The organism is Arthrobacter sp. StoSoilB5 (genome assembly GCF_019977235.1).
Classification (GTDB): Bacteria; Actinomycetota; Actinomycetes; order Actinomycetales; family Micrococcaceae; genus Arthrobacter.
This window is the reverse complement of sequence record NZ_AP024646.1, coordinates 4,262,154-4,284,830: the sequence shown is the minus strand read 5'-3', so window position 1 is coordinate 4,284,830 and position 22,677 is coordinate 4,262,154. Positions and strand designations below refer to the sequence as shown.

At 62.0% G+C, this 22,677-nt stretch carries 21 protein-coding genes; 11 read left to right on the top strand and 10 right to left on the bottom strand.

Going from position 1 to position 22,677, the window contains the following annotated elements; genetic code table 11:
- The first annotated feature begins 124 nt into the window (after positions 1-124).
- The 6 genes from paaA to LDN75_RS19335 are packed head-to-tail and all read left to right on the top strand — an operon-like array spanning position 125 to position 4,974.
- Positions 125-1,120, top strand: a complete 996-nt coding sequence (gene paaA, locus LDN75_RS19360; RefSeq protein ID WP_223934321.1) for a 1,2-phenylacetyl-CoA epoxidase subunit PaaA — start codon at positions 125-127, stop codon at positions 1,118-1,120.
- Complete coding sequence (gene paaB, locus LDN75_RS19355) at positions 1,120-1,506, top strand: 1,2-phenylacetyl-CoA epoxidase subunit PaaB (RefSeq protein WP_223934320.1); 387 nt, start codon at positions 1,120-1,122, stop codon at positions 1,504-1,506. The genes paaA and paaB overlap by 1 nt, the downstream gene beginning before the upstream one ends.
- Complete coding sequence (paaC, locus tag LDN75_RS19350; protein WP_223934319.1) at positions 1,506-2,423, top strand: 1,2-phenylacetyl-CoA epoxidase subunit PaaC; 918 nt, start codon at positions 1,506-1,508, stop codon at positions 2,421-2,423. The genes paaB and paaC overlap by 1 nt, the downstream gene beginning before the upstream one ends.
- A gap of 5 nt (positions 2,424-2,428) precedes the next feature.
- A complete protein-coding gene (paaD, locus tag LDN75_RS19345) occupies positions 2,429-2,971 on the top strand; it encodes a 1,2-phenylacetyl-CoA epoxidase subunit PaaD (protein WP_223934318.1) in 543 nt (180 codons plus the stop codon).
- Between the two features lie 8 nt (positions 2,972-2,979).
- Complete coding sequence (gene paaE / locus LDN75_RS19340) at positions 2,980-4,185, top strand: 1,2-phenylacetyl-CoA epoxidase subunit PaaE (protein WP_223934317.1); 1,206 nt, start codon at positions 2,980-2,982, stop codon at positions 4,183-4,185.
- Positions 4,186-4,194: 9 nt separating this feature from the next.
- The gene (locus tag LDN75_RS19335; protein ID WP_223934316.1) at positions 4,195-4,974 is read left to right on the top strand and encodes an enoyl-CoA hydratase-related protein; all 780 of its coding nucleotides are present in this window, start codon (positions 4,195-4,197) and stop codon (positions 4,972-4,974) included.
- Between the two features lie 13 nt (positions 4,975-4,987).
- On the opposite strand, the gene LDN75_RS19330 is transcribed toward LDN75_RS19335, so the two are convergent.
- The 6 genes from LDN75_RS19330 to LDN75_RS19305 form a co-directional block, all read right to left on the bottom strand.
- Positions 4,988-7,339, bottom strand: a complete 2,352-nt coding sequence (locus tag LDN75_RS19330) for a pyruvate dehydrogenase (RefSeq protein WP_223934315.1) — start codon at positions 7,337-7,339, stop codon at positions 4,988-4,990.
- 65 nt (positions 7,340-7,404) lie between these two features.
- A complete protein-coding gene (locus LDN75_RS19325) occupies positions 7,405-8,685 on the bottom strand; it encodes an amidohydrolase family protein (protein ID WP_223934314.1) in 1,281 nt (426 codons plus the stop codon).
- A gap of 1 nt (position 8,686) precedes the next feature.
- Complete coding sequence (locus LDN75_RS19320) at positions 8,687-9,781, bottom strand: GntG family PLP-dependent aldolase (RefSeq protein ID WP_223934313.1); 1,095 nt, start codon at positions 9,779-9,781, stop codon at positions 8,687-8,689.
- Positions 9,778-10,881 carry an ABC transporter ATP-binding protein gene (locus LDN75_RS19315; RefSeq protein WP_223934312.1) on the bottom strand — a complete coding sequence of 368 codons (1,104 nt, stop codon included), beginning with the start codon at positions 10,879-10,881 and terminating at the stop codon, positions 9,778-9,780. Before LDN75_RS19315 ends, LDN75_RS19320 begins: the two co-directional genes overlap by 4 nt.
- Positions 10,874-12,628 carry an iron ABC transporter permease gene (locus tag LDN75_RS19310; protein WP_223934311.1) on the bottom strand — a complete coding sequence of 585 codons (1,755 nt, stop codon included), beginning with the start codon at positions 12,626-12,628 and terminating at the stop codon, positions 10,874-10,876. The genes LDN75_RS19315 and LDN75_RS19310 overlap by 8 nt, the downstream gene beginning before the upstream one ends.
- Complete coding sequence (locus LDN75_RS19305) at positions 12,625-13,731, bottom strand: ABC transporter substrate-binding protein (protein WP_223934310.1); 1,107 nt, start codon at positions 13,729-13,731, stop codon at positions 12,625-12,627. The genes LDN75_RS19310 and LDN75_RS19305 overlap by 4 nt, the downstream gene beginning before the upstream one ends.
- 315 nt (positions 13,732-14,046) lie before the next feature.
- Between LDN75_RS19305 and LDN75_RS19300 the strand changes: the two genes are divergently transcribed.
- The 3 genes from LDN75_RS19300 to LDN75_RS19290 all read left to right on the top strand — a co-directional run bounded on the left by LDN75_RS19300 (position 14,047) and on the right by LDN75_RS19290 (position 17,883).
- Positions 14,047-15,228 (top strand): TetR/AcrR family transcriptional regulator, encoded by a 1,182-nt coding sequence (locus LDN75_RS19300; protein ID WP_223934309.1) that lies wholly within the window; start codon positions 14,047-14,049, stop codon positions 15,226-15,228.
- A 346-nt stretch (positions 15,229-15,574) separates the two neighbouring features.
- A complete protein-coding gene (locus tag LDN75_RS19295; RefSeq protein ID WP_223934308.1) occupies positions 15,575-16,372 on the top strand; it encodes an aspartate dehydrogenase domain-containing protein in 798 nt (265 codons plus the stop codon).
- A 47-nt stretch (positions 16,373-16,419) separates the two neighbouring features.
- Positions 16,420-17,883: a protein adenylyltransferase SelO gene (locus LDN75_RS19290; protein ID WP_223934307.1), complete on the top strand. Its 1,464-nt coding sequence runs from the start codon at positions 16,420-16,422 to the stop codon at positions 17,881-17,883.
- A 59-nt stretch (positions 17,884-17,942) separates the two neighbouring features.
- On the opposite strand, the gene LDN75_RS19285 is transcribed toward LDN75_RS19290, so the two are convergent.
- Positions 17,943-18,254 (bottom strand): hypothetical protein, encoded by a 312-nt coding sequence (locus LDN75_RS19285; protein WP_223934306.1) that lies wholly within the window; start codon positions 18,252-18,254, stop codon positions 17,943-17,945.
- A gap of 175 nt (positions 18,255-18,429) precedes the next feature.
- Here LDN75_RS19285 and LDN75_RS19280 point away from each other — a divergent pair, with 175 nt between their 5' ends.
- A complete protein-coding gene (locus tag LDN75_RS19280; RefSeq protein WP_223934305.1) occupies positions 18,430-19,476 on the top strand; it encodes a LacI family DNA-binding transcriptional regulator in 1,047 nt (348 codons plus the stop codon).
- 30 nt (positions 19,477-19,506) lie between these two features.
- Positions 19,507-20,505, top strand: a complete 999-nt coding sequence (locus LDN75_RS19275; protein ID WP_223934304.1) for an aldo/keto reductase family protein — start codon at positions 19,507-19,509, stop codon at positions 20,503-20,505.
- Here LDN75_RS19275 and LDN75_RS19270 read toward each other — a convergent pair.
- The 3 genes from LDN75_RS19270 to LDN75_RS19260 form a co-directional block, all read right to left on the bottom strand.
- Positions 20,492-20,818 (bottom strand): hypothetical protein, encoded by a 327-nt coding sequence (locus LDN75_RS19270; RefSeq protein WP_223934303.1) that lies wholly within the window; start codon positions 20,816-20,818, stop codon positions 20,492-20,494. The genes LDN75_RS19275 and LDN75_RS19270 overlap by 14 nt on opposite strands.
- Positions 20,819-20,937: 119 nt before the next feature.
- On the bottom strand, positions 20,938-21,924 hold the full coding sequence (locus LDN75_RS19265; protein WP_223934302.1) for an ornithine cyclodeaminase family protein: 987 nt from the start codon (positions 21,922-21,924) through the stop codon (positions 20,938-20,940).
- 28 nt (positions 21,925-21,952) lie between these two features.
- Positions 21,953-22,660: a GntR family transcriptional regulator gene (locus LDN75_RS19260; RefSeq protein WP_223934301.1), complete on the bottom strand. Its 708-nt coding sequence runs from the start codon at positions 22,658-22,660 to the stop codon at positions 21,953-21,955.
- Positions 22,661-22,677 lie beyond the last annotated feature (17 nt).

Genomic DNA, 22,677 nt, shown 5'->3' with positions numbered 1-22,677 from the left:
GTCAACAGCGCCCGGCCGGACCAATGCCCTTGCATTGAGTCCCTGCTATCTCATCGAACGCTTGACTGAAAACGCCCGCTCCGCATATTCTGAACGAACGGTCGGTAATTTATTAGGAGCAACCATGGCATCGCAGAATCTGCAATCAGTGCCCGCTGAGCTGTCCCCGGAAGAGCAGGAGCGGGAGGCGGCCGGTAAGGCGTACTTTGATCGCATCATCTCGGAAGACTCGCGCATCGAACCGCGCGACTGGATGCCGGAGGCTTACCGCAAGACTTTGCTGCGCCAGATCTCGCAGCACGCGCACTCGGAAATCATCGGTATGCAGCCGGAAGCCAACTGGATCACCAGGGCCCCGAGCTTGAAGCGCAAGTCCATCCTCATGGCCAAGGTGCAGGATGAGGCAGGCCACGGCCTCTACCTGTACTCGGCCGCCGAGACCCTGGGCCAGACGCGGGACAAGATGATGGAAGACCTGATTGCCGGCAAGGCCCGGTACTCGTCCATCTTCAACTACCCCGCAATTTCCTGGGCGGACATGGGAGCCATCGGTTGGCTTGTGGATGGCGCCGCCATTTGCAACCAGGTTCCCCTGTGCCGTGCCTCGTATGGTCCTTACGGCCGCGCAATGGTGCGCATCTGCAAGGAAGAGTCGTTCCACCAGCGCCAGGGTTTCGAGATCCTGCTGGAACTTTCCAACGGCACACCAGCCCAGAAGCAGATGGCCCAGGAAGCCGTGAACCGCTGGTACGCGCCATCGCTGATGATGTTCGGCCCGCCGGATGATGATTCACCCAACTCCAAGCAGTCCATGGCCTGGAACATCAAGCGCTTCAGCAACGATGAACTGCGCAGCCGGTTCGTCGGCATGATGGTGGAGCAGGTCAAGGTCCTCGGACTGACCCTGCCCGATAAGGACATCCGTTTCAACGAAGAAACCAAGAAGTGGGAGCACGGACCCTTGGACTGGAATGAGTTCAAGGAAGTACTGGCCGGCCGCGGCCCCTGCAACTCGCAGCGCATCGAGCGCCGCCGTGAGGCACACGAAAACGGTGCCTGGGTACGCGAAGCCGCCGTTGCCTACGCCCGCAAGCAAGCACAGAAAGAGAACGCAGCATAATGGCTCCTCACGGTAACCCGGAAGAACCGGCAAGCGCCGCCAGCGAGATCAAGCGCGAGGCGCCCAACGTTGCGGCCACCACGCCGGCCGAACAGCAGCACCACGAGACTCCATGGTCCCTCTGGGAGGTCTTCGTGCGCTCCAGCCGTGGCCTGTCCCACGTGCACGCCGGATCCCTGCACGCTCCTGATGCCGCTATGGCCCTCAGGAATGCCCGCGATCTCTACACGCGCCGCAATGAAGGCGTGTCCATCTGGGTTGTCCCGGCCGAGGCGATCTCCTCCAGCGATCCCGACTCCAAGGGTGCCTTCTTCGAGTCGCCGCAGGGCAAGGACTACCGCCACGCAACGTACTACACCAAGAGCGAAGGCGTGAAGCACCTGTGATGACTGACAAAGACACTGACTTCGCCATTGAAGGCCACGGCGATATCTCCGTGGGCGTTCATGGAGCCGGAGCTTCCGGTGACGGTTCGGCCAGCGCCACCCGTATCACGCCAGGAAACGCCCTCCGCCCTGAGGACATCGCCCTTGAAGTACGGCGTGGACACGTCAAGCCCAGCGAGGACGTAGCCGAGTTTGCCCTGCGCATTGGCGACGACGGCCTCATCCTGGCACAGCGCCTGGGCCAGTGGATTTCCCGGGCTCCTGAGCTTGAGGAAGACATCGCCTTGGGCAATATCGCCCTGGACCAGCTGGGCCACGCGCGCTCCTTCCTGACGTACGCGGGTGCCGCTTGGGACAAGTCCGAGGACGATCTCGCGTACTTCCGCCGTGAGCACGAGTTCCGTTCCGCGCACCTCTTCGAGCAGCCCAACGGGGACTTCGCGGTGACCATCGCCCGCCAGTTCATCGTGAGCTACTACCAGTACGAGCTCTACACCCGGCTCATGGAGTCCGCTGACCCCACCCTCGCGGCCATCTCTGCCAAGGCTGTGAAGGAAGTGGATTACCACCGCGACCACAGCGCCCAGTGGGTACTGCGCCTGGCTGGCGGCACGGATGAGTCCCGCGCGCGCATCATCCAGGGCTTCAAGCTCGTGTGGCCGTACGTCGACGAACTCTTCGAAGACGATGAGCTCACCACCCGCCTGGCCGAGGCTGGCGTGACGGTGCAGCCTTCAAGCCTCCGCGCCGAGTTCGATCGCCTCACTGGCCAGATCATGGCCGAAGCTGAGTTGGAGATCCCGGGCGTCCCACAAGCCTTGGGCGGCGGCCGCCGTGGCAAGCATTCCGAATTTCTGGGTTACATCCTTGCCGAGATGCAGGTCCTGGCCCGCGAACATCCCGGCGCGAGCTGGTGAACAGCATGGCAACACGGACTCTCACCAAAGCCGAGCAGCAGGCCTGGGACATCGCGTCCACCGTCTGCGATCCGGAGATCCCGGTCCTCACCATTGAGGACCTGGGGATCCTGCGCGGCGTGCGGGTCACAGAAGCAGCAGATACTCGCGACGGCGGCCCGGCAAGTACCGCCGTCGAGGTCACCATCACGCCCACGTACTCGGGTTGCCCGGCGATGGACGCCATTGGTGACGACGTGCGGACGGCTTTCGAGAACGCAGGCTACGCGAGTGTGCACGTCAACCTGGTGCTCTCTCCGGCCTGGACCACGGACTGGATGACCGAGTCCGGCAAGGCCAAGCTGCAGGAATACGGTATAGCGCCGCCGACGGGCAGGGCTGCCGCCGGTGGGCACTCCGGTCCTGTTCGTTTGAGCCTGGCCGTGAAATGTCCGCAGTGTTCGTCGTTGAACACCAAGGAACTCACCCGCTTTGGTTCCACGTCCTGCAAGGCGTTGTATGTCTGCCAGGACTGCAAGGAACCGTTCGACTACTTCAAAGTCCTCTAAGGAATTCCATGACCACCGAAACCCAGACGGCCAGCCGCCGTCGTGCGTCTTTCCATACCCTGACCGTCTCGGAAGTCCGGCGCCTTACGGATGATGCCATAGAGGTCACGTTCGAGGTTCCCGCCGAGCTGGCCGGTCAGTACGACTACCTGCCGGGCCAGTACGTGGCATTGCGGACCAGTCTGCCCGACGAGAACGGTGAGCCGCACGAGGTCCGCCGCAGCTACTCGATCTGCGCAGAGCCGCGCAGTTTCGTGGACGGCAGCAGCGAGATCCGGGTGGCCATCAAGAAGGACCTTGGCGGAACCTTCTCCACCTGGGCCAACGCTGAGCTGAAAGCCGGCGACGTCCTGGACGTCATGAGCCCGCAGGGTGCGTTCATCTCGCGGCACGGCAAAGACGGATCCGCTGTCCAGCACAACGTCATGAACTCCATGAACCACCCGGAAGAGTTGGCGGGGGAGCCCGGGAACTTCGTTGCGATCGCTGCAGGTTCCGGCATCACGCCCGTGATCGCGATTGCCCGGACCCTGCTGGCCGCCCACCCGGAGACCACGTTTGACCTGATTTACGCCAACAAAGCGGCCATGGACGTCATGTTCCTGGAGGAGCTGGCGGACCTGAAGGACAAGTACCCATCGCGGCTGGCGCTGCACCACGTGCTGTCCCGCGAGCAGCGCATCGCCCCGCTCATGACCGGCCGCATCGATTCAGAGAAGCTGCAGGCCCTGCTGAGCAGCGCCATCCACGCCGAGGATGTGGACGAGTGGTTCCTCTGCGGGCCTTTCGAGCTTGTCCAGCTGTGCCGCGACACCCTCGCTGCCCGCGGCGTGAAGCCCGAGCACGTGCGTTTCGAGCTTTTCACCACTGGCCGGCCGGACCGCCCTGAGGGTAATGCCGGCCGTCCCGTTGTGGAGGACGAGTCGAAGGAAACCTACAAGATCACGTTCAAACTGGACGGTTTGACCGGCGAGGTCGCCAGCCCCACGCATGCGCGCGAATCCATCCTCAACGCTGCGCTGCGTGTCCGTCCCGATGTTCCGTTCGCCTGTGCCGGCGGCGTCTGTGGAACCTGCCGCGCCAAGCTCGTCACAGGTACGGTGTCCATGGATGAGAACTACGCCCTGGAGCAGGACGAGCTGGACAAGGGCTACGTCCTCACCTGCCAGTCCCACCCCACCAGCGAAGAAGTTACTGTCGACTTCGACGTCTAAGGAGTCCCCATGATCGAGCTCTCCATTGCCAACGGCATCGCCGAAATTGTCCTCAATGCCCCCGAAAAGCTGAACTCGCTTAACGAGGACGCGCTCGCCGAACTCGATAAAGCGTACGACGACGCCGCTGCCGCCGCCTCGCGCGGCGAGGTGCGGGCCCTGCTGCTTCGCGGGGAGGGACGCGCCTTCTGTGCCGGCCGCGACATCGCAGGTGTTACGCCCGAGACCGACGACGCACAGGCTTACCTTGGCGGCCTGGTGGAGCCGCTGTTGAAGAAGATGGCTGCGTTCCCGGCCCCCACCTTTGCCGCCGCGCATGGTGCTTGCCTGGGTGTCGGGCTGGGGTTGCTGCTGGCTACGGACGTTGTGTACGTGGCGGAGAATGCCAAGTTCGGTTCGCCCTTTGCCAAGCTGGGTGCCACCCTGGATTCAGGCGGGCACTGGTACTTCACCGAGCGTCTGGGCATGCACCGGACATTGGACCTGATCTATACGGCCGACCTGATTTCCGGTTCGGAGGCCGTGGAGCAGGGTATGTTCAGCCGCGCGATGCCCGACGACGCGTTGCTGGCCATGACCCGGGCGATCGTGGAACGGGTGGCAACAGGTGCCACCGGAGCGCTCGTTGCCTCGAAGGAACTCGTTGCCCACATCCGCGATCAGCGCCTTGGCCTGTGGGCATCCATGTCCGAGGAAAACACCGAGCAGGCGCGGCTCTGCAAGACCGACGATTACGCCGAGGGCTTCCGCGCTTTCCAGGAAAAGCGGGCGCCGGTTTTCAAGGGGTGATCCCGAGTCCCTGTCATTGGACCAAATCCAGGACGGCGCGGAGGATGCTGTCGGTGTCGATCCCGTGGTAGCGGTAGACGTCCTCGAGGCCGCCCGCCTGGCCGAAGGTGTCTACGCCGAGGTTGCGGCTTTCGACGTGATGCACGCTGGCGAGGAACGCGAGCGTGTGGGGGTGGCCGTCGAGTACGGTGACCATAGGGACGGCGCGCCCGGAGGGCAGGATTTGATCCAGGATCCAGGACGGTGCGTCCGGGTTCTGTCCATTGCGGCCCTGCAGTGCGTCGTAGAGCAGACCGGGGCTCGTCACGCATATGACGTCCACGGGGATGCCTTGGGCGGCGAGTCGCTCGGAGGCTGCAACCGCTTCCGGGACCATGGCGCCCATGGCGACGATCGTCGCGAACGGTGTCGCGGCCGTGCGCAGCATGTAGCCACCAGCGACCACTTGGCGACGGCGACGCTCACGGGCGGCGGGATCTTCCGGGACGGCGGCCAGTTGCTGATCGACGGGTTTTGTGGACAGCCTCAGGTAGGCGGATTTTCCGTCCGGTCGTCCGAGTTGGGACATGGAGGCGAGCAGCGTCCACTCGACGTCGATGGCGAAGGCCGGTTCGTAGCTGGTGCAGCCGGGTTGTTCCAGGCCGATGGACGGCGTCTTGATGGACTGGTGCGCACCGCCCTCGGGTGCGAGCGTAACACCCGAGGGTGTGCCCACCAGGATCGACTGGCCGCCGGCGTAGATGCCGTAGGCCCATGGTTCCAGGGCACGCTCGACGAACGGGTCATAGAGTACTCCGATTGGGAACAGTGGCTGGCCCCAGCGGCTCCATGTTGCGCCGAGTTCCCCCAGAAGGCTGACAAGGTTCACCTCGGCTATGCCGAGTTCGATGTGCTGTCCAGTGGGCTTTTCACGCCAGTGCATGACGGTTTCGGTGTCGTCGCTGAACCAGTTGGGGCGCTCTTCCACAGACCATACGCCCACCTTGTTCAGCCAGCCGGCGAGGTTGGTGCTGGAACTTACGTCCGGACTGACAGTGACCAGTCGGCGGGCGACGGCGGGCGCTGCACGGGTGACGTCCAGCAGGGTGCGGCCCAGGGCTGCCTGCGTGGTCGCCGTGCCTGAGGGCGTCCTGCCGAAATCCGACGGTACTGCGGGCGGGGCAACAGCAGGTTCAGGGGTGCGCCGGAGGGTTTCCGCTATGGTTCGTACCAGCTGCCCCTCGGGGCTCACGGGATCGAACCGCGTCCACGGTGAGTCCGGGTTTTCGCCCATTCTGTCTGCTAGCTGGCGGTACTGATCGATGGTCAGCAGCGAGGAGTGGTTCTGCGGATGGCCCTCGGTGGGCAGTCCGTTGCCCTTGACGGTGTAGGCGATGATGACGGTGGGACGGGTGTCATCGATCCGGGAGTATGCCTCGCGCAACGCGGCAAGGTCGTGCCCGCCCAGGTTCCTGATGGCCTGTGTCAGGGTCTGGTCCTCGACGCCGGCAATAAGTTCCGCGATGGCCGCGCCACCTGCGCCCTCACCGGGGAGCCGGCGGCGCAGTTCCTCAGCGGAGCAGCGCAGGAGCCGCTGGTATTCGGGGTTGGACATGTCAATAATGCGCTGACGGAGCGCTTCGCCTCCCGTCCTGGCCATGAGATTTTCCAAGAGATGCCCGAAGCGCACGGTGATGACCTGCCAGCCGGCCGCCGCGAAGAGACGCTCGATCTTGCCTGCGGCAATGTTTGGCACCACCCGGTCAAGGGACTGCCTGTTCAGGTCTACGATCCAGACGATCTCACCAAGATCCGCAACGTTCGAGTCCAGCACGGCCTCCCAGACGGCCCCCTCGTCCAATTCCGCGTCGCCGACGAGCGAGTACTGGCGCCCACGATTCGGTGTGCCGCTCACGGTTTCGATGTATCGCCGCGAAATGGCACCCCAGATGGGCGCGGTGGCCCCTATCCCGACTGAGCCTGTTGAGTAGTCAACGGGATCCGGGTCCTTGGCACGGCTGGGGTAGCTCTGCAGCCCGCCGAACTCGCGCAGCGTTGTGAGGTACTTTTCATCCAGGCTACCCAGCAGATAGTTGATGCTGTGGAGCACCGGCGAGGCGTGAGGCTTCACAGAGACACGGTCTTCGGCGCGAAGCTGCCCGAACCAGAGCGAGGTCATGATCGTGGCAATGGAGGCACTCGAGGCCTGATGGCCGCCCACCTTGATGCCGGATGCGTTCGGCCGCACCTTGTTTGCGTGGTGGATTATGGATGTCGCAAGCCACAGGACTCGGCGTTCTATCGCAGCAAGTGCGTCCAGTTGGGGGTCGTCGAAGGTCGAGGCGGTCTTCGCCGCCAGGTCATCGCTGACTGGGCTCAGGTTCATTGGTTGCCTTAATGGGTGTGGTGGTCAGGTGGGTGCGAAGTGGCCGTAGGCCGCAGTGGGAGTGGCTACTGTGCGATCAGCCGGCCACGTTTGAGGACCCCAACAGGCATGGCGAGAGTGGTGATGTCCTGAAGGGGGTCCGCCTCCGTGACAATGAGATCGGCCCACAGGCCGGGTCGAATCCGACCCGCTTCCTTCTCCACGCCGAGCATGTCGGCGGCTTCACAGGTTGCAGACTTCAGTGCATGCTGTGCTGCCAGTCCGGCGTCGACATAGCGTTCCAGCTCGCGGGCAATGAGATCAAAGGTGACGTGCGCAGGGCCTGCGTCCGTGCCTGCCACGATCGACACACCGGAATGGAGGAACTCGGTCACGTTGGAAAACCGCGATTCCAATCGCGCCACCACATTGCGATCCTTCGGGTTGGACAGCACTTGGTGGCCCTCCCGCAATTGCCGGGAAACGATGTCTGCAGAAATGACGGTCGGCACAACGGGGATCCCGGCATCTGCCGCCCGGCGCAACAGCTCGCGATCGGGCACGCACTGTTCATCCGGCCCGAGCATGGAGGCGTGTTCCAACGAGTGCACGCCTGCCTCGATGCACGCCGCCATCGAGGAACTGGCATGGGCATGGGCCGCAGTCCTCATCCCATAGGAGCCGGCGATGACCACTGCTTCACGGAGCAGCGTGGGGTCGAATTCAAAGACGCTGGGACTGGTTCCGGGAGTCAAGCCGCCGCCGCTGGCCATGAGCTTGATCCAGGTGGCGCCGGCCGCGTGCTGTTCGGCGATGATGGTCTCGATGTCGTGACGGGTGCGTACCTCGCCGCCCATGTCGTGACCGTGCCCGCCCACGCGGCAGATGGGCGCACCACAATGAACCACTGTGGCGACGTCCGAAACCATACCGAGAGCTGCCCTCATGGGGGCCAGCAGATGCCGGGGTGTCCCGCAGTCCCGCACAGTGGTTGTCCCGGCACGAAGCGCAATCCGCGCATTTGCCACAACCTGCGCAATGATCTCATCATCGCTGCTGCTCTGATAAGTTCCCTTCGGATCGTCACCGCCATCGAAGGCCAGGTGAACATGGGCATCCATCAGTCCGGGAACCACAAAACTGCCCTTGAGATCCAGGACGCTGCCCATGCCCGGCTCACTGCCGGCATGAGTTATGCGGGAGATCTGTCCTGCCTGGAGCCACACGTCGCTCAGGGAACCTGACGTACCCGACTCGGGATCAACAACACGCGCATTGAGCAGTACGGTGACGTCGTCACCTGTCCGGGCAGCCCGGCTGACGCTATACGGTAGGGGTCGGTCCCTCACGTCAAAGGTGATGGTCATGTCAGTTGCTCCTTTTGCTTACGTGCATCGAGTAGGTTTCGTCCAGCAATTCCCTGAGCGCGTCAGCGGCGAGGCGTACGTCTCCCGCGTCAACATCGAGATGGGTGACGGCACGAATCGTGGACGGGCCAAAAGCGCCCATGCGGACCCCGCTCTTCTGAAGCAGGCGGTCTACCAGCGCTGCTGCGGTGACGGGGAAATCGACCAGGTCAAAGAGGACAATATTTGTCTGAACCGTTAGCGGGTCGATCGAAATGTGAGGGTTGGCGGCAAGCAGCTCCGCCAGCAGGCGGGCATTCGCGTGATCATCTGCCAGCCTGTCCACGTTGTTGCGGAGGGCAAAAGTACCCGCTGCCGCCACAATGCCTGATTGACGCATGGAGCCACCCCACCGTTGCTTGAGCCGCCACGCCTCATTGATGAAATCAGCGTCGCCGGCCAGCACAGCTCCCATTGGAGCGCCCAGGCCCTTGCTGAGGTCCAGCCAGACTGAATCAAACGGGGCACAAAAGTCGTGGGCCGATACGCCGGTGGACACCACCGCATTGAGCAGGCGGGCGCCATCCATGTGGGTTTGGATCCGGTGGGCCCGTGCCACATTCGTCACAGACGTGATGCCCTCCAGCGACCAGCAGGTGCCGCCTCCGAGATTGGACGGCTGCTCAATGGAGAGCACCGCATTACTGGCCGATGACCTGCCCTCAGGGCGGAGTGCCGCTTCAAGCTGGGCAACCGAGAACACGCCACGATCTGCCCTGATTGGCCTGTACATAGCTCCGGCCAAGGCGGGGGCCCCGGTTTCCTCATGGCACAGTGAGTGCGCGCTCTCGTCAACAAGAATCGCATCGCCGGGCCTGCAGTGCAGTGCATAGGCGATCTGGTTGCACATCGTCCCTGATGGCAGGAAGACTGCCTCGTCCTTGCCCAGAAGCTCCCGTGCCAGGGCAACCAGCTCGTTGGTGGAGGGGTCTTCACCCTTTTGTTCATCCCCAACCTCGGCGTTTGCCATGGCCCGCCGCATGGCCTCTGTTGGCCGGGTAATAGTGTCGCTGAACAGATCGATCCTGATGGGGTAGCTTGACCCGACGGGAATCAATGTGCGGCCTTGGGTAGCTTGGCAGTGCGGGGCTGGAACAACTTGTAGCCGTCCCGTGGAATGCCTACACGCACGTGGGAGGAGTCCGTGCGCTCGCGGGTTTCGACCACCAGGGCCTGCTCGCCGACGCCTACCCTGTACCGGAAGTGATGGCCGTGATATGACCTCTCGAGGACGGGTCCATTGACAGTCATTTCGTAGCCGTCAGACGATGCATCGTCAGGCAACAACGCCAGCGCTTCCGGCCGAACGGCAACCACGACGCCGTCGGAACCAATCGAGGATGGTACGTTGATCGCTTGGTCCAGCCCGTCGATCTTGATCGTCACGATCCCCTTTGAGCGGGCGATCACTGTTCCCTCCAGCAGGTTGCTGGTGCCAACGAAATCGGCAACGAAGAGATCGGCTGGATCGTTGTAGATCTGCTCCGGCGTACCAATTTGGCGCACGGTTCCGGCTGACATGACCGCAATCTTGTCGCTCATTGCCAGGGCTTCGTCTTGATCGTGGGTCACAAAAACCGTGGTGACGCCAATCTTGCGTTGTAACTGAAGCAACCAATCGCGGGTGCGTTCCCGTAGCTTGGCATCAAGATTGGAAAACGGCTCGTCGAGGAGCAGCAAGCGCGGAGGGAATGCCAACGCGCGTGCCAGCGCCACTCGCTGTTGCTGGCCGCCGGAGAGCTGATGCGGATAGCGGTCTGCATGATCGGCGAGGTCAACCAGCTCAAGCACTTCCTCGACGCGTCGGCGGAGTGCCTCGGACTTGTAGCGTCGGAGCCGCAGCGGATAGCCGACGTTGTCGCGGACCTTCATGTGCGGCCACACGGCATAAGACTGGAAAACAACGCCGCAATCGCGGCGTTCCGGCGGCAGGAATGCGGAGGAATCATTGTTGAACAGGGTCTGGTCGCCCACAACAATACTGCCGCCGTCCGGCTTGAGCAGTCCTGCGATGGACCAGAGTGTTGTGGACTTGCCGCAGCCGCTTGGGCCCAGCAACGTCAGGATCTGCCCGTCGGAAGCGGTCACCGACACGTTGTCCAGGACCGTCAGACGGCCAAACTTCTTGGTGAGATTGGTGATAACCAGATCAGACATTAGGGCGAACTCCAAACAGAATGCGTCCTGCGCCCAGGACAGCTGCGGTGATGACGAGTTGGATGACTCCGAGGGCGGCGACGGTGCCGCCGAGGCCATTTGCTGCGATTTGAAGCATGGCCAGTCCCAGAACCTGGGTTTCGGGGGTCACCAGGAAAACTGCGGCGTCGGCTTCGTTGAGCATTGCTACAAACAGCAGGACAAATGAGATGCCCATGGCCGGCCTTAGCAGGCTGAGAATGATGGTGCGCATCGCCGTCCACCAATCCGCCCCGGCCGAGCGTGCGGCGCGGTCGAGGTCCGCACCCAGCGCGGCAAGCGATGGATAGAACGCGGCATAGCCCATGGCGAGCGCGCGGACCCCGAAGGCGATTCCGACCGCCCAAAGTGTGGCTCTGAAGGTCCCGGAGTGGTCCAGGATGGCAAACGTCCAGAAGAAGGCCATGCCGGTGATCAAGCCTGGGACGGCCCGGGGATACAGCACGATGTGCTCCAAGGATCCGCGGAACCGAAAGTTGGAACGGTGGGCAACCAGTGCGATGACCGAAATGCAAGCGGTGGCAATGGCGGCGCCAACTGTGGCAATTAACAAGCTGTTGCCGATCGCTCCGGTGTAGAGCGGGTTGGTCAAAATCGCTGAGAAGTTCTCCAGTGTCAGCACGCTGAACGGGTTGATTGCCGGGGTCAGAAGGGCGGTGACAGAGGCGAGAATGACCCCGCTGAGCGGCACCAGGGTTGCACAGCCCAGAACAACTCCGATGACTGCGGACAGCAGCCAGCCGAAGGGGCCCAACCTAACAACGTTCGCCGGTCTGGATGACTTTCCACCGGTCGTGGTAAAGCGGGCGAGGTCACCGGCCAAGCGGTTGCGCAGCAACAGCAACAGAGTGACGGCGAGCAACAACATGACGGCTCCTGCAGGCAGAACTCCGCCACCGGCGTCGGCGCTTCCGGTCCACTGCCGGTACAGGTAAGTAGACATCATGTTGATGTTCTTTGAAGTACCAAGGATGAGCGGAATACCCAGCGTTTCCAGCGCCAACGCGAAGACCAGCAGTCCGGAGTTCAGCAACGCCGGGCGCAGCAACGGCAGAGTCACCGAAAACAAGGCGCGGAGGGGACTAGCGCCAGCGCAGCGGGCGGCTTCCTCGAGTGTCGAATCGCCTGACGACAGTGTCCCCCGGGCAAAGAGATAGACTACCGGCGAGCCAAGGACCGTACCCATGACCACCATTCCTGCAACACTGTAGAGGTCAAAGGGAACAGTGAAGGGTGTGTACTCCTCAAGCAGATGGGTGGCGTATCCGTTCTTCGACCACATCGACTGCCACCCGACGATGAGCACCAGTCCAGGCAGGACCAAAGGCAGGACAATCAGGGCTGAATAGATCCTCCGCAACGGGACGTCGGTGCGGGCTACCAACAAGGCCACGGTGGTTCCAACCACAACTGAGCCGATGGTGGCGAAGACCGCGAACTGCAGGCTGTTGACGACGGCTGACCACCAGAGGGGATCAGTGGCCAGTTTGCGGAAGTTGTCCAGCGTACCGTTGCCGCCGGACTCATAGAGCGGGGTGGACCAGAGCGAAGACCAGACGATCGGCACGATCGGACCGAGGATCAACAGGACAGCGAGGACCCAGACGCCGTAGTGGATGGCTCTCTCCGGCAGCCATGCCCGCTTGATATTCCCTATACCGGGCGGCGGTGACGGTGCCTTGGGGCCTGTGAGTGTTGAGCTGCTCATCGCCCGAATGCTTCTTTCCAGCGGTTCTTGAAGGCCGGTGCATCCGTAACCAGGGCCTGGTCCCACTTGGCGATGTTGATGTTCTCCGCACCCAGCTGCGCAGTTACCTTGGCCAAGTTCACTGGGCAGTCCACCCCGTCCAGGTAGGGTGCGAACCCACCGGCGCAACCGGCCGTTTGGCCGGCCTTGTCAATCAGGAAGTTCACAAACACTTTGGCCGCATTGGGTGACTTGCCCCCGGTGGTCGCTCCGGCACCACGGGGCATGAAGGGTGTTCCATCTGCGAAGAACTTGTAGTTCAGCACCTTCGCGGCAGCGCCGGTGATGAGTGGCCGGGTAGCGCCGGACTGGAAGTAGGACATGGTGTACTCACCCTGCAGGAGTTTGTTGTACATCGGCCCTGCACTGGCTTCGACCTTGGTGTTTTGTCCGAGTTGCTCCAAAACCTTCCAACCAGCCTCTCCCGCCTTGGCTATGTATGCGTGATTAACCGTGTAGCCAAACTCCGTAGTGCCGTCATAGGTGACGATCTTGCCTGTGAGTTTGGGGTCACTGGACAGCTTGGCGAGTGCTTCAAGGGAATCGGGTTGTTCGGATTCGGGCAGGAGGGTGGTGTTGATCAGTGCCATGACAGGGTTCAGTTCCATTGCGAAGACCCCGGGGGCGAGTTTCGCGAAGTCGGGCAGCGGCGCGGCAGCAGGTGGTGTGAAGTCCTGGATGTCACCACGTTTGACCAGATCAAGGAAGTTCGCGCCTTGGAGGCTGACAATGACGTCCGCAGTCTTTCCGCCCGTGGCCTTCTCGTTGAGGTACCGCTGGAAGCTCTCTGTTCCACCCAGGCTGATGTAGCTGGTCTTGATATCCGGATATTGGTTCTGGAAAGCAGTCAGGACCGGTTTCATGGACGCCTCATTCGCCTCGCCGTAAACCAGCAGCGAGCCTTCCTTGGAGGCGGCGTCGATGATTGCCGGATCCATTGCCGCTGCGGTCGGAATGTCCGTCTTGACGGCATAGGCATTGGGGGTGTCACTCCCGGTGCTGCAGCCTGTCAGGCTGGCGAAGCCGCAAAGTGCAGCAACAGCGACTATTGCACGTCGTTTCATGTGGGACTCCTTTGTCACGGGACGGTGCTTTGGGTTGGGACGGTGCTTTGGTTTGGGACGGTGCTTTGGGTTGCGGCAGGTGTTTCTCTGGGTCTAGTGCGCCGACCTGGCGTCCCGTAAGTGAATACGCATCGGCCGCCGGGATGCTCCGGCCGGTGCTCGCAATGCGGGGAACCTTCGGGTTTCCCGCTACGGTGAGGCACTGCTATCTGGCGACAACTGGCTATCCGTAAGTGAATTGCAGTTTTTCGCGGGTTGTTCTTAAACTTTGGCACGTGGCGGGCTATTGCGCAATAAGTGAATCTGACTAATATCATGAGCATGAACAAGTCCTCCATCGCCCCGGAGCGTGGCACCAGGCCGCGGAACCGGCGCGCGCTGATACTTGCTGCGGCGGGTGACCTCTTCGCGCAGAAGGGATACGCGCAAGTGAGTATGACCGATGTGGCCAAAGCGATGGCGGTTCAGCCATCCGCCCTTTACCGACATTTCCCGAGCAAGGGCGAGCTGCTTCGCGAGGCAGTTGTGGCAAGCCTGCAGCCCGTTTTGGATAGCGTTACCCAGGCCCCGGACGGCGACCTCGAACAGTTGGTCACGGCGCTGGGCCGGGCAGTTCTTCAGCACCGGGAAAACGGCGTGCTGTGGGAGCGTGAATCCCGCCACCTCCCGCCTGCCACCCGCTTCGATATTGCCAGCGGCGTCAAGTTCGCCATCAGCAGCAAACTGCAGTCCGGCAGCTATGCGCTGCCCGCTTCCGAGGCTGACCTGCGGGCTTGGGCCATGTTTGCTGTGATGATCAGTGTGTCGTGGAACCCTAACCGGCTCTCGCGGGTGGATGAAGAACTCCAACTGGCCACGCTCGCCCGCACAGTACTCGTCATGCCATTGCCCCCGATTGAAGCGTCGGTGAATCACCGGCGCGCGTCGATTGCCATGCCGCGCAGCCGCCGTGAGGCACTGCTGGCTGCCTCAATCCGACAGTTCGCCGCGTTTGGGTTTGAAGCCGTGAGTCTTGACGACATCGGCGCCGAAGTTGGAGTCGCGGGTCCCAGCATTTACCGCCATTTCGACAGCAAGGCGGAAATGCTTGCCGCAGCACTGCATCGCGCCACAGAGGTGCGGTGGATGGACATGTGGCGGGCTCTCTCTGAAGCCGCTGATGCATCTGAGGCACTCCAGCGCATTCTTTCGTCGTACATTGCTTTCTCGTTGGGCAGCCCGGAATTCCTGCAATTGGCCGTGTCTGAACGTCCGCACCTTCCCGAGCGGGACTTGCAGAGCTTGATGGAGGCGCAGGGCGACTACGTCACCGATCTGGCCTCGCTGGTTGAGGACGTTTACCCGGGTGCCGATCAAGAGGTGGTCAGGACCCGGGTGAAAGCGGCCCTGCACGTGATCAGCAGCGTTGTCCGCACTCCATTCCTGCGGGACATCCGAGGCATCCAGGAAATTCTCGAACACATCGCCTGGGGTCTCATTGCACCCGCAACCACCTGAGGGCTTGTCATGAGTACACGCCTAAGTAGTTAGCGCGCCGAATCGGATAGGCCACATTCACCGCTGGCCGATCTTCCAGACGCATCACTCTCACCAAAATGAAGTCTTGCCCGGAAATCATCTCAGCAATAAGATAATGACTACTGAAGTAATCTGCCCTGGTGGCATCAGCGCAATATGCTCGCCGGTCTGACCACGAGGAGATCGGCTGGCGGTGCTGGTGACAAATGCTGAGGCCTCGATCATCGCCTATGACCCAAAGGCTTCCCCTGCTGGCGAACCTGGGCTGCACGTCTGGACGATCATTGCACCGATCGTCCATCCACTCCGTCAATAAAGGAATCGAATGAAGCCGGTAACCCGCAGGATCGGAATAATCGGACATGGAGCCATTGGGGCTCGTGTCGCTGCTGACATTGCCGCTGGAAAAGTCAAGGGGGCCACCCTTGAGGCAATCATCAGCCGCACGGCCATACAAAACGCGCCGGCGGCGCAGGTGGAGATAGCAGAGGCGTTGGAGCGCTGCGACCTGCTGGTTGAATGTGCGGGCCAGGAGGCCCTGATCGAGCATGGCGAGGCTGTGCTTTCTGCGGGCGTAGATCTGCTCGCTACATCGCTCGGGGCGCTTGCGGACCCTAACCTCTCACAGCGATTGCTCTCCGCAGGCCCTGGCAGGCTTTTCTTGACCTCGGGTTCCATAGGTGGCCTGGATCTGTTGGCGTCGGGCGCCCGCGCAACGGGCTATGACGCCGTCAGGATAACCACAACCAAGCTCCCGGGTTCCCTGATTCAGCCGTGGATGGACGAGGTTGAGGCTGATCGCATTCGGAAGACGGCCGGCCCCATCGAGATCTTTGCTGGGTCCGCCGCCCGAGCCACACAATTGTTTCCAAAGTCGCTCAACGTGGCAGCCGCCGTCGCCCTGGCGGTAGACGACTGGGACTCTGTGGCTGTGTCTGTACGAGCCGACCCGGCGGCCGAGCTTACTACGCACTTGATCGAGGCTTCAGGAAACAGCGGGAATTACCGCTTTGAAATCCGCAACAAAGTATCGCCGCAAAACCCGCGCACCAGCGGCGTTGTCCCGTTCGCTGTGCTCCGGTCCTTGGAACTGATCGTCGGCGCGCGCGGTGGAATGATCTAAGTTCCTCCTTCCCTGCGGCACCCCTTCCCACATCGATATCCTTGGGTATGAGCGAAATTGCGCATGCCACTATCACGTTTGAGGGCTATTTCGCCCGGGACTTGCCCGAGATGGCTATTCCTTGGCGGGCGGAGGAGGCTCCGGACCCGCAGCTTCTCATGCTCAACGAGGCCCTCGCCGTCGAGCTTGGTCTTGATCCGGTTCTTCTCCAGGGACCGGAGGGTATACGGCTGCTGATCGGTAATGCCATCCCGGAGGACTCGAGTCCCGTGGCTCAGGCGTACTCGGGACACCAGTTCGGTTGGTACTCACCCCGATTGGGGGACGGGCGTGCCCTCCTGCTGGGTGAGATCGCCGGCGCTGACGGGAGGCTCCGCGACGTCCACCTCAAGGGCTCGGGCCGGACGCCCTTTGCCCGGAACGGTGACGGCCAGGCGGTGGTTGGTCCCATGCTGCGCGAGTACATCGTGAGTGAGTCGATGCATGCTTTGGGCATTCCCACTACGAGGTCCCTTGCCGTCGTCGCGACGGGCCGCCCGGTTCAGCGCGAGACTCTCCTGCCGGGCGCCGTCCTGACGCGGGTTGCCAGCAGTCATCTGCGGGTAGGCAGTTTCCAATACGCCAGGGCCACCAATGACATGGATCTGTTGCGCCGCCTTGCCGACCACGCGATCGAACGCCACCACCCGTCGTCGGAAGCGGAAGCCAACCGGTACCTTGGCCTCCTCCAGGACGTCATATCGGTCCAAGCGAAACTGGTGGCCCAGTGGATGCTCATCGGATTCGTGCACGGTGTCATGAATACCGACAACATGACAATCTCTGGCGAAACCATCGACTACGGTCCATGCGCCTTCATGGAAGGCTTCGACCCCGGAGCGGTATACAGCTCCATCGATGAAACAGGACGTTATGCCTACCGCAACCAACCGCTGGTTGCGGAGTGGAACCTTGCCCGTTTCGCCGAATCAATCGCGCCTCTCATCCACGAGGATGAGGAGCAGGCGGTGACCCTTGCCGTCGAGGCACTCAACGGGTTCCGCGAGCAGTACAGCGCCACATGGTTCAACGGCATGAGGGCCAAGCTTGGGCTACCTGAGGTAATTGACGACGGCGTTGCCTCACCTTTGGTGGATGACCTGCTTGAGCTGGTTCAGGAGTCACGGGCGGACTACACATCGTTCTTCCAAAGCCTCAGTAAGGCAGCCCGCGGGGAGGTTGAACCCGCCCGCCGCATGATCCTTGACCTGGCAGCGTTCGATGCATGGCTGGAACGTTGGCAGGCTGTGACGCCGGATGCTGACGCCATGGACCGGGTCAACCCGATCTATATCCCACGCAACCACTTGGTGGAAGAAGCGCTCACTGCGGCAACAGAGGGGGACATGGGCCCGACGGAACGGTTGATCGAAGCAGTAGCTTCCCCGTACAGCGAGCGCCCGGGCTTGGAAAAGTACGCCGCGCCTGCGCCGGAGAGCTTCGGCCCCTACCGGACCTTCTGCGGCACGTAAAGACCGGATAAAGCGATTGTTGCGAGACCCCTCCCAGTAGGGGTCGCGCTCCTTCCCACCTAGCGGCCAACCTGGCCGCAGGTTCCGTTGAGCTTGAAGTCAGACCACGCTGGACTTGTGAAATCGGTGAATCCCTTGGTCGTGGCTGACAGGGACGCGAGATCACTGTTGGTGGAGTGGTTGCCATATCCTGGGGTCACGCCCGGAACCTCGGCAACGTCTCCCAATGGATGGTTATCAAAAGCGGTTTGGCTGGCACAGTCGAACGATTCGACGATGGGGTGGATTGTTGCTGACGCAGCCGGTGCGAGTCCTAGAGTTCCCGCGAATGCGATGCCGATAACTGCGAGTGATTTTGTCGTCAGCTTCATGGTTCTCTCCTCCGAAGACAGGAGCGTCGGGCGGCGCCCCGAGCACCATTAAGCTCTCGCCCAGGAGGCATGGCAATAGGCCGAATGTTCCCACCCGGGCTTGGAGGAATGCAAGCGCGCGAATCGCGCTTGCAAGCGCTTGCGTTAACTTCGTCATGGCACTACCGTCGTTCTCATGCCCTCAACAGTGGAAGCGGTCGCCGAACTCGCTAATGTGTCTGTATCCACCGTTTCGCGTGCCTTACGGGATGTCCCTGGTGTTTCACTTGACACGCGCAAGCGCGTGCAAAGAATCGCTAAAGAACTCGGCTATGTTCCATCCCTTGCCGGCTCCCGCCTGGCAACTGGCAGGACGGGAGCCATCGCGATTGTTACCCCTAACCTCTCCAAATGGTTCTTCGGCCAGGTGCTTGCGTCGGCCGGGCGGGTTCTTCGCGAGGCCGGCTTTGACGTCTTGTTGTACGAACTCGCAGACGCCCCCGCGCGGCAGCGCTTCTTCGCTGGATCGAGCCTCGCCGGAAGGGCAGACGGCGTGCTGATCTTTGCCTTGCAACCGACTCCGGAGGAGCTTGCCACTCTTGAAGCCCAGAACCTGCCAGTTGCATTCTTGGGCTCCGGGGTTCCGGGCCGCTCCGGTGTTCGAGTGGACGACCGAGCAGCTGGACGCGCAGCTGTGCGGCATCTGCTCAACCTGGGGCACGATCGGATCGCCTTCGTCGGAATCCGCGAGGCGGCGGACAGCACGCTTGGAGGCATCCCGCCAGCCGAGCGTTTGAAGGGCTACCGTGAAGCCCTGGCTGAGGCAGGGCTGGAGCCCACTCAAGACCTTGAAGTCCACGAGGAAAATACAACGGCCGGCGGATCAAGGGCCATGGCCCGGCTGTTGTGCACGGAAGTGGCTCCTACTGCTGTCTTCGTGGCGTCCGACGAGATGGCTTTCGGCGTGCTGCGCACCCTAAAGGCCGGGGGAATCGACGTTCCGGGTGACATGTCGGTCATTGGTTTCGATAATCACGAGCTCTCCGAAATTCTTGACCTGACCACCATGGACCATGCGGTCGCCATGCAGGGATCTGAAACTGCGCGCCGGCTGCTGGCTTTGATCACGCCCGACGCCGGTGCGGAGCCGGATTTGGTGTTGTCGGCGCAACTGGTTGTTCGCGGTACCACAGCGCCGCCATTTCCCTTGCGTGGCAGGCGAACTGTCACGCCACGCACTTAAGAACCACACCTAGCGAAGAGGATTCAAACCATGGAATATCGCAAGCTTGGCGCCTCCGGCATGTACGTCAGTGAACTGGCCTACGGCAACTGGGTCACCCACGGAGAACAGATCGACCAGGACGCGGCGACATCGTGCGTAAGGCAAGCACTGGATCTTGGGATCACCACCTTCGATACTGCCGACGCTTACGCGGGAACCCGGGCAGAATCGGCCTTGGGCGAGGCCCTCATGGGAGTCCGACGTGAAGGCTTGGAGATTTTCACCAAGGTCTACTTTCCTACAGGAGAGGGAAAGAACGATCGCGGGCTCTCTCGAAAGCACGTGATGGAGTCAATCAACGGCTCGTTGCGCAGGCTCGGTACGGATTACGTTGACCTCTACCAAGCCCACCGCTACGACTATGAGACGCCGCTTGAGGAGACGATGCAGGCATTTGCGGACATTGTCCGGGCAGGCAAGGCACTCTACATCGGTGTTTCCGAATGGACGCCGGACGAGATCCGGGCTGGCGCCAAACTCGCCAAAGACCTTGGCATCGGCCTGATTTCGAACCAACCCCAGTACTCAATGCTGTGGCGGGTCATCGAGGAGGAAGTCGTTCCCACCAGTGAGGAGCTGGGCTTGGGGCAGATTTGCTGGTCCCCGTTGGCCCAGGGCGTCCTTACAGGAAAGTACATTCCCGGCAACGCTGCGCCCGCCGATTCGCGCTTCACCTCCGAGGACGGCGCCTTGAAAGACGACCACAAGTTCATGCGCCCGGAGGTACTGGAGAAGGTCCAGGCATTGCAGCCGATTGCCAATGAAGCAGGACTATCCATGGCCGCCTTGGCAGTGGCCTGGGTCCTGCAGAACAACAACGTAGCGGCGGCAATCGTTGGGGCGTCCAAGCCCGGTCAACTGGTGGACAACGCCACGGCGTCGGGCATGAAACTTGATGCTGAACTCCTCAGCAGAATTGATCAGGTCCTGGAGCCGGTCATCGAGCGGGACCCGGGGAAAGTCGAATCGTTCCTCACCCGCCCCTGAGCGCATTGCCATTTAGTCGCTCCTCAACCGCCGTTCGGAGCGATTTCAGATCCGGGAGGCTTCCGGCGCCATCGGTCGTTCGATAGATCCGGCAGCTCAGGGCGGGGCCTCCGAGGACGGGAAAGAGGTCCTGTCCGTCGAGCCGGAACGTTGGGGAGCCTCGGAACCCCAGCGAGGCCGCTTCCTCCTCGGAGTCCACCACTATCAGCACTAAGCCTCCGGAACTTCCGGCCAACCTCAGTGCCCGCTCGAAGAGGTCCTTAGCGGCCGCAGCATGGGGACAGTCCGGAATTGTCAGCAGTTCTGCGCCCATACCCGATTATCCAACATGACGAACATAGGTGAGCATCCATCAGCGGTGAGAGTTTGGCGCGCGGGACACGGTTGGCCAGGTCAAGCGCGTCGCCCTCGAACGTGGTTTGTGCTCTTCAATCACCGGGACATATCGATGCTGGTTCCCAATCCGTGAAGGACCGCAGCGTCGTACAGCAGGCGGCCGATGGCCAGGTCGAGCATCCCAATTCCCACCGAATTGAAGAGCGTAATATCGTCCTCGCTTTCGCGTCCCATCAAGCCGCCCGCGATGACTGCGCTGAGCTCACCCTCGACGTCGTCTATCGTTATGACGCCTTCGGCCACAGCCATCATGAGGTCGCCCGACTTCTCGATGGCCGTAGGCATGCTGTCCACGAACACACGTGACCGTCGCATCCCCTCCGAATCGATTTCCCGGTGGGTGGGACGTGGCCGGGCACCGACAGCATTGATGTGGAGTCCGGGACGGAACCATTCGCCACGAACCAAGGGCTCCACGGACGGCGTCAGGGTACAGAGCACGTCGGCTTCCGCCACAACTTGCTGGACACTGGAGGCCCTTACCAATTCGATCGGGTGGTGCGCGGTCCTGGCCTCGAATGCCGCCACTGTAGACGCACTTCGGGACCACACCACTACCTTCCGGATGGGAAGAACAGCCATCAACGCTTCAACGTGGGCAATGGCCAGGGCTCCTGCGCCAACCAGCCCCAGAGTTGAACTGTCAGGGCGGGCAAGGAACCTGCTGGCCACGGCGCTCGCGGCCGCAGTTCGAATTCGGGTGGGCACCCGCCCGTCCAAAAGTGCGAGTGTTTCGCCTGTCCGCCGATCAGCCAACAGGATACTGGAGCGCTGCGTGGGCAGCCCGTCCTCGCGGTTCGCGGGGATATCGGAAAGCAGCTTCACTGCCGCCAGCTCCTGGCTTTCTGCCAGTCCAGCCATGAGGAGGTAGCGCGCCTCCGACGACGGCAGGTGCAGGGATAGCGGACCGGGCTGAAGGGCAGTGCCGCGGGCGATGTCACCAAAACCGCGTTCGACGGCGGTAATGGTGTCGGTCATGCTGGCGAGGGATTCGAGTGTGGATGCTGTCAGGACAAGTGTCATGAGTGCCTCTGTGTCGGAATGCAAGGAGCTATGGGGTTGGTGCCGTTTGGGGACGGCGGGATGGAAGTCTTCCTTCCAACTGGGCAATGGCAGGAGCCCTGCTGTGCTCGATGTGGGCAACGGCCAAGGCAGAGGCCAGTTCTGCTTGCCCCATGCATATCGCCTGGCACAGTGCCCGGTGTTCCTGACAGAGCACCCCGGCGTCCTGTTGGACCACATTGCCGAAAAGCCAGCGCATGCGGTTGGCGACTGGCCTTATGACGGAGGTGAGCAGCTCATTGCCCGTCAGCCGGAAGATTTCGTCGTGAATGGCAATATTTGTCCGCGCCCGCAGTTCGGCGTCCTTGCTGTCGGTGAGCGACTCTGCAAGGGCCATGACCTTCAGCAACTGATCAGGGTCGGCGCCATCGGCTACCTGCCTGGCAGCAATGCTGGCTGCTGAGACTTCGATACTGAGCCTGATATCGAATACTTCATTGACGTCCTGAATGGTCATTTGTCGAACAACGGCACCGTGACGTGGCCCTGTGGTGGTGAAACCGTCGGCTTCGAGCTGAAGCAGGGCTTCCCGCACCGGCACACGGGAAACGTTGAGCTCGGAAGATAGCTCCCGCTCCCGGAGCCATGTCCCGGGCGTCAGGTCCCCGCTGATGATCCGGTCCCTGATGTGTAAATAGGCCAGAGTTGTACGTGACGCTGAAACTGGAACCTCGTCCACGGCTTCACGGTCTGTCATAGGGTGGTGTTCCTGTT

Excerpts from the sequence above, each read along its gene's own strand:
- paaD (WP_223934318.1), top strand. The coding sequence starts at position 2,429 with ATGGCAACACGGACTCTCACCAAAGCCGAGCAGCAGGCCTGGGACATC.
- paaE (WP_223934317.1), top strand. The coding sequence starts at position 2,980 with ATGACCACCGAAACCCAGACGGCCAGCCGCCGTCGTGCGTCTTTCCAT.
- paaB (WP_223934320.1), top strand. The coding sequence starts at position 1,120 with ATGGCTCCTCACGGTAACCCGGAAGAACCGGCAAGCGCCGCCAGCGAG.
- LDN75_RS19330 (WP_223934315.1), bottom strand. The coding sequence starts at position 7,339 with ATGAACCTGAGCCCAGTCAGCGATGACCTGGCGGCGAAGACCGCCTCG.
- LDN75_RS19315 (WP_223934312.1), bottom strand. The coding sequence starts at position 10,881 with ATGTCTGATCTGGTTATCACCAATCTCACCAAGAAGTTTGGCCGTCTG.
- LDN75_RS19265 (WP_223934302.1), bottom strand. The coding sequence starts at position 21,924 with ATGACACTTGTCCTGACAGCATCCACACTCGAATCCCTCGCCAGCATG.
- LDN75_RS19310 (WP_223934311.1), bottom strand. The coding sequence starts at position 12,628 with ATGAGCAGCTCAACACTCACAGGCCCCAAGGCACCGTCACCGCCGCCC.
- LDN75_RS19260 (WP_223934301.1), bottom strand. The coding sequence starts at position 22,660 with ATGACAGACCGTGAAGCCGTGGACGAGGTTCCAGTTTCAGCGTCACGT.
- LDN75_RS19305 (WP_223934310.1), bottom strand. The coding sequence starts at position 13,731 with ATGAAACGACGTGCAATAGTCGCTGTTGCTGCACTTTGCGGCTTCGCC.
- LDN75_RS19290 (WP_223934307.1), top strand. The coding sequence starts at position 16,420 with ATGAGCGAAATTGCGCATGCCACTATCACGTTTGAGGGCTATTTCGCC.
- LDN75_RS19300 (WP_223934309.1), top strand. The coding sequence starts at position 14,047 with ATGAGCATGAACAAGTCCTCCATCGCCCCGGAGCGTGGCACCAGGCCG.
- LDN75_RS19325 (WP_223934314.1), bottom strand. The coding sequence starts at position 8,685 with ATGACCATCACCTTTGACGTGAGGGACCGACCCCTACCGTATAGCGTC.
- LDN75_RS19285 (WP_223934306.1), bottom strand. The coding sequence starts at position 18,254 with ATGAAGCTGACGACAAAATCACTCGCAGTTATCGGCATCGCATTCGCG.
- LDN75_RS19275 (WP_223934304.1), top strand. The coding sequence starts at position 19,507 with ATGGAATATCGCAAGCTTGGCGCCTCCGGCATGTACGTCAGTGAACTG.
- LDN75_RS19335 (WP_223934316.1), top strand. The coding sequence starts at position 4,195 with ATGATCGAGCTCTCCATTGCCAACGGCATCGCCGAAATTGTCCTCAAT.
- paaA (WP_223934321.1), top strand. The coding sequence starts at position 125 with ATGGCATCGCAGAATCTGCAATCAGTGCCCGCTGAGCTGTCCCCGGAA.
- LDN75_RS19280 (WP_223934305.1), top strand. The coding sequence starts at position 18,430 with ATGCCCTCAACAGTGGAAGCGGTCGCCGAACTCGCTAATGTGTCTGTA.
- LDN75_RS19295 (WP_223934308.1), top strand. The coding sequence starts at position 15,575 with ATGAAGCCGGTAACCCGCAGGATCGGAATAATCGGACATGGAGCCATT.
- LDN75_RS19270 (WP_223934303.1), bottom strand. The coding sequence starts at position 20,818 with ATGGGCGCAGAACTGCTGACAATTCCGGACTGTCCCCATGCTGCGGCC.
- paaC (WP_223934319.1), top strand. The coding sequence starts at position 1,506 with ATGACTGACAAAGACACTGACTTCGCCATTGAAGGCCACGGCGATATC.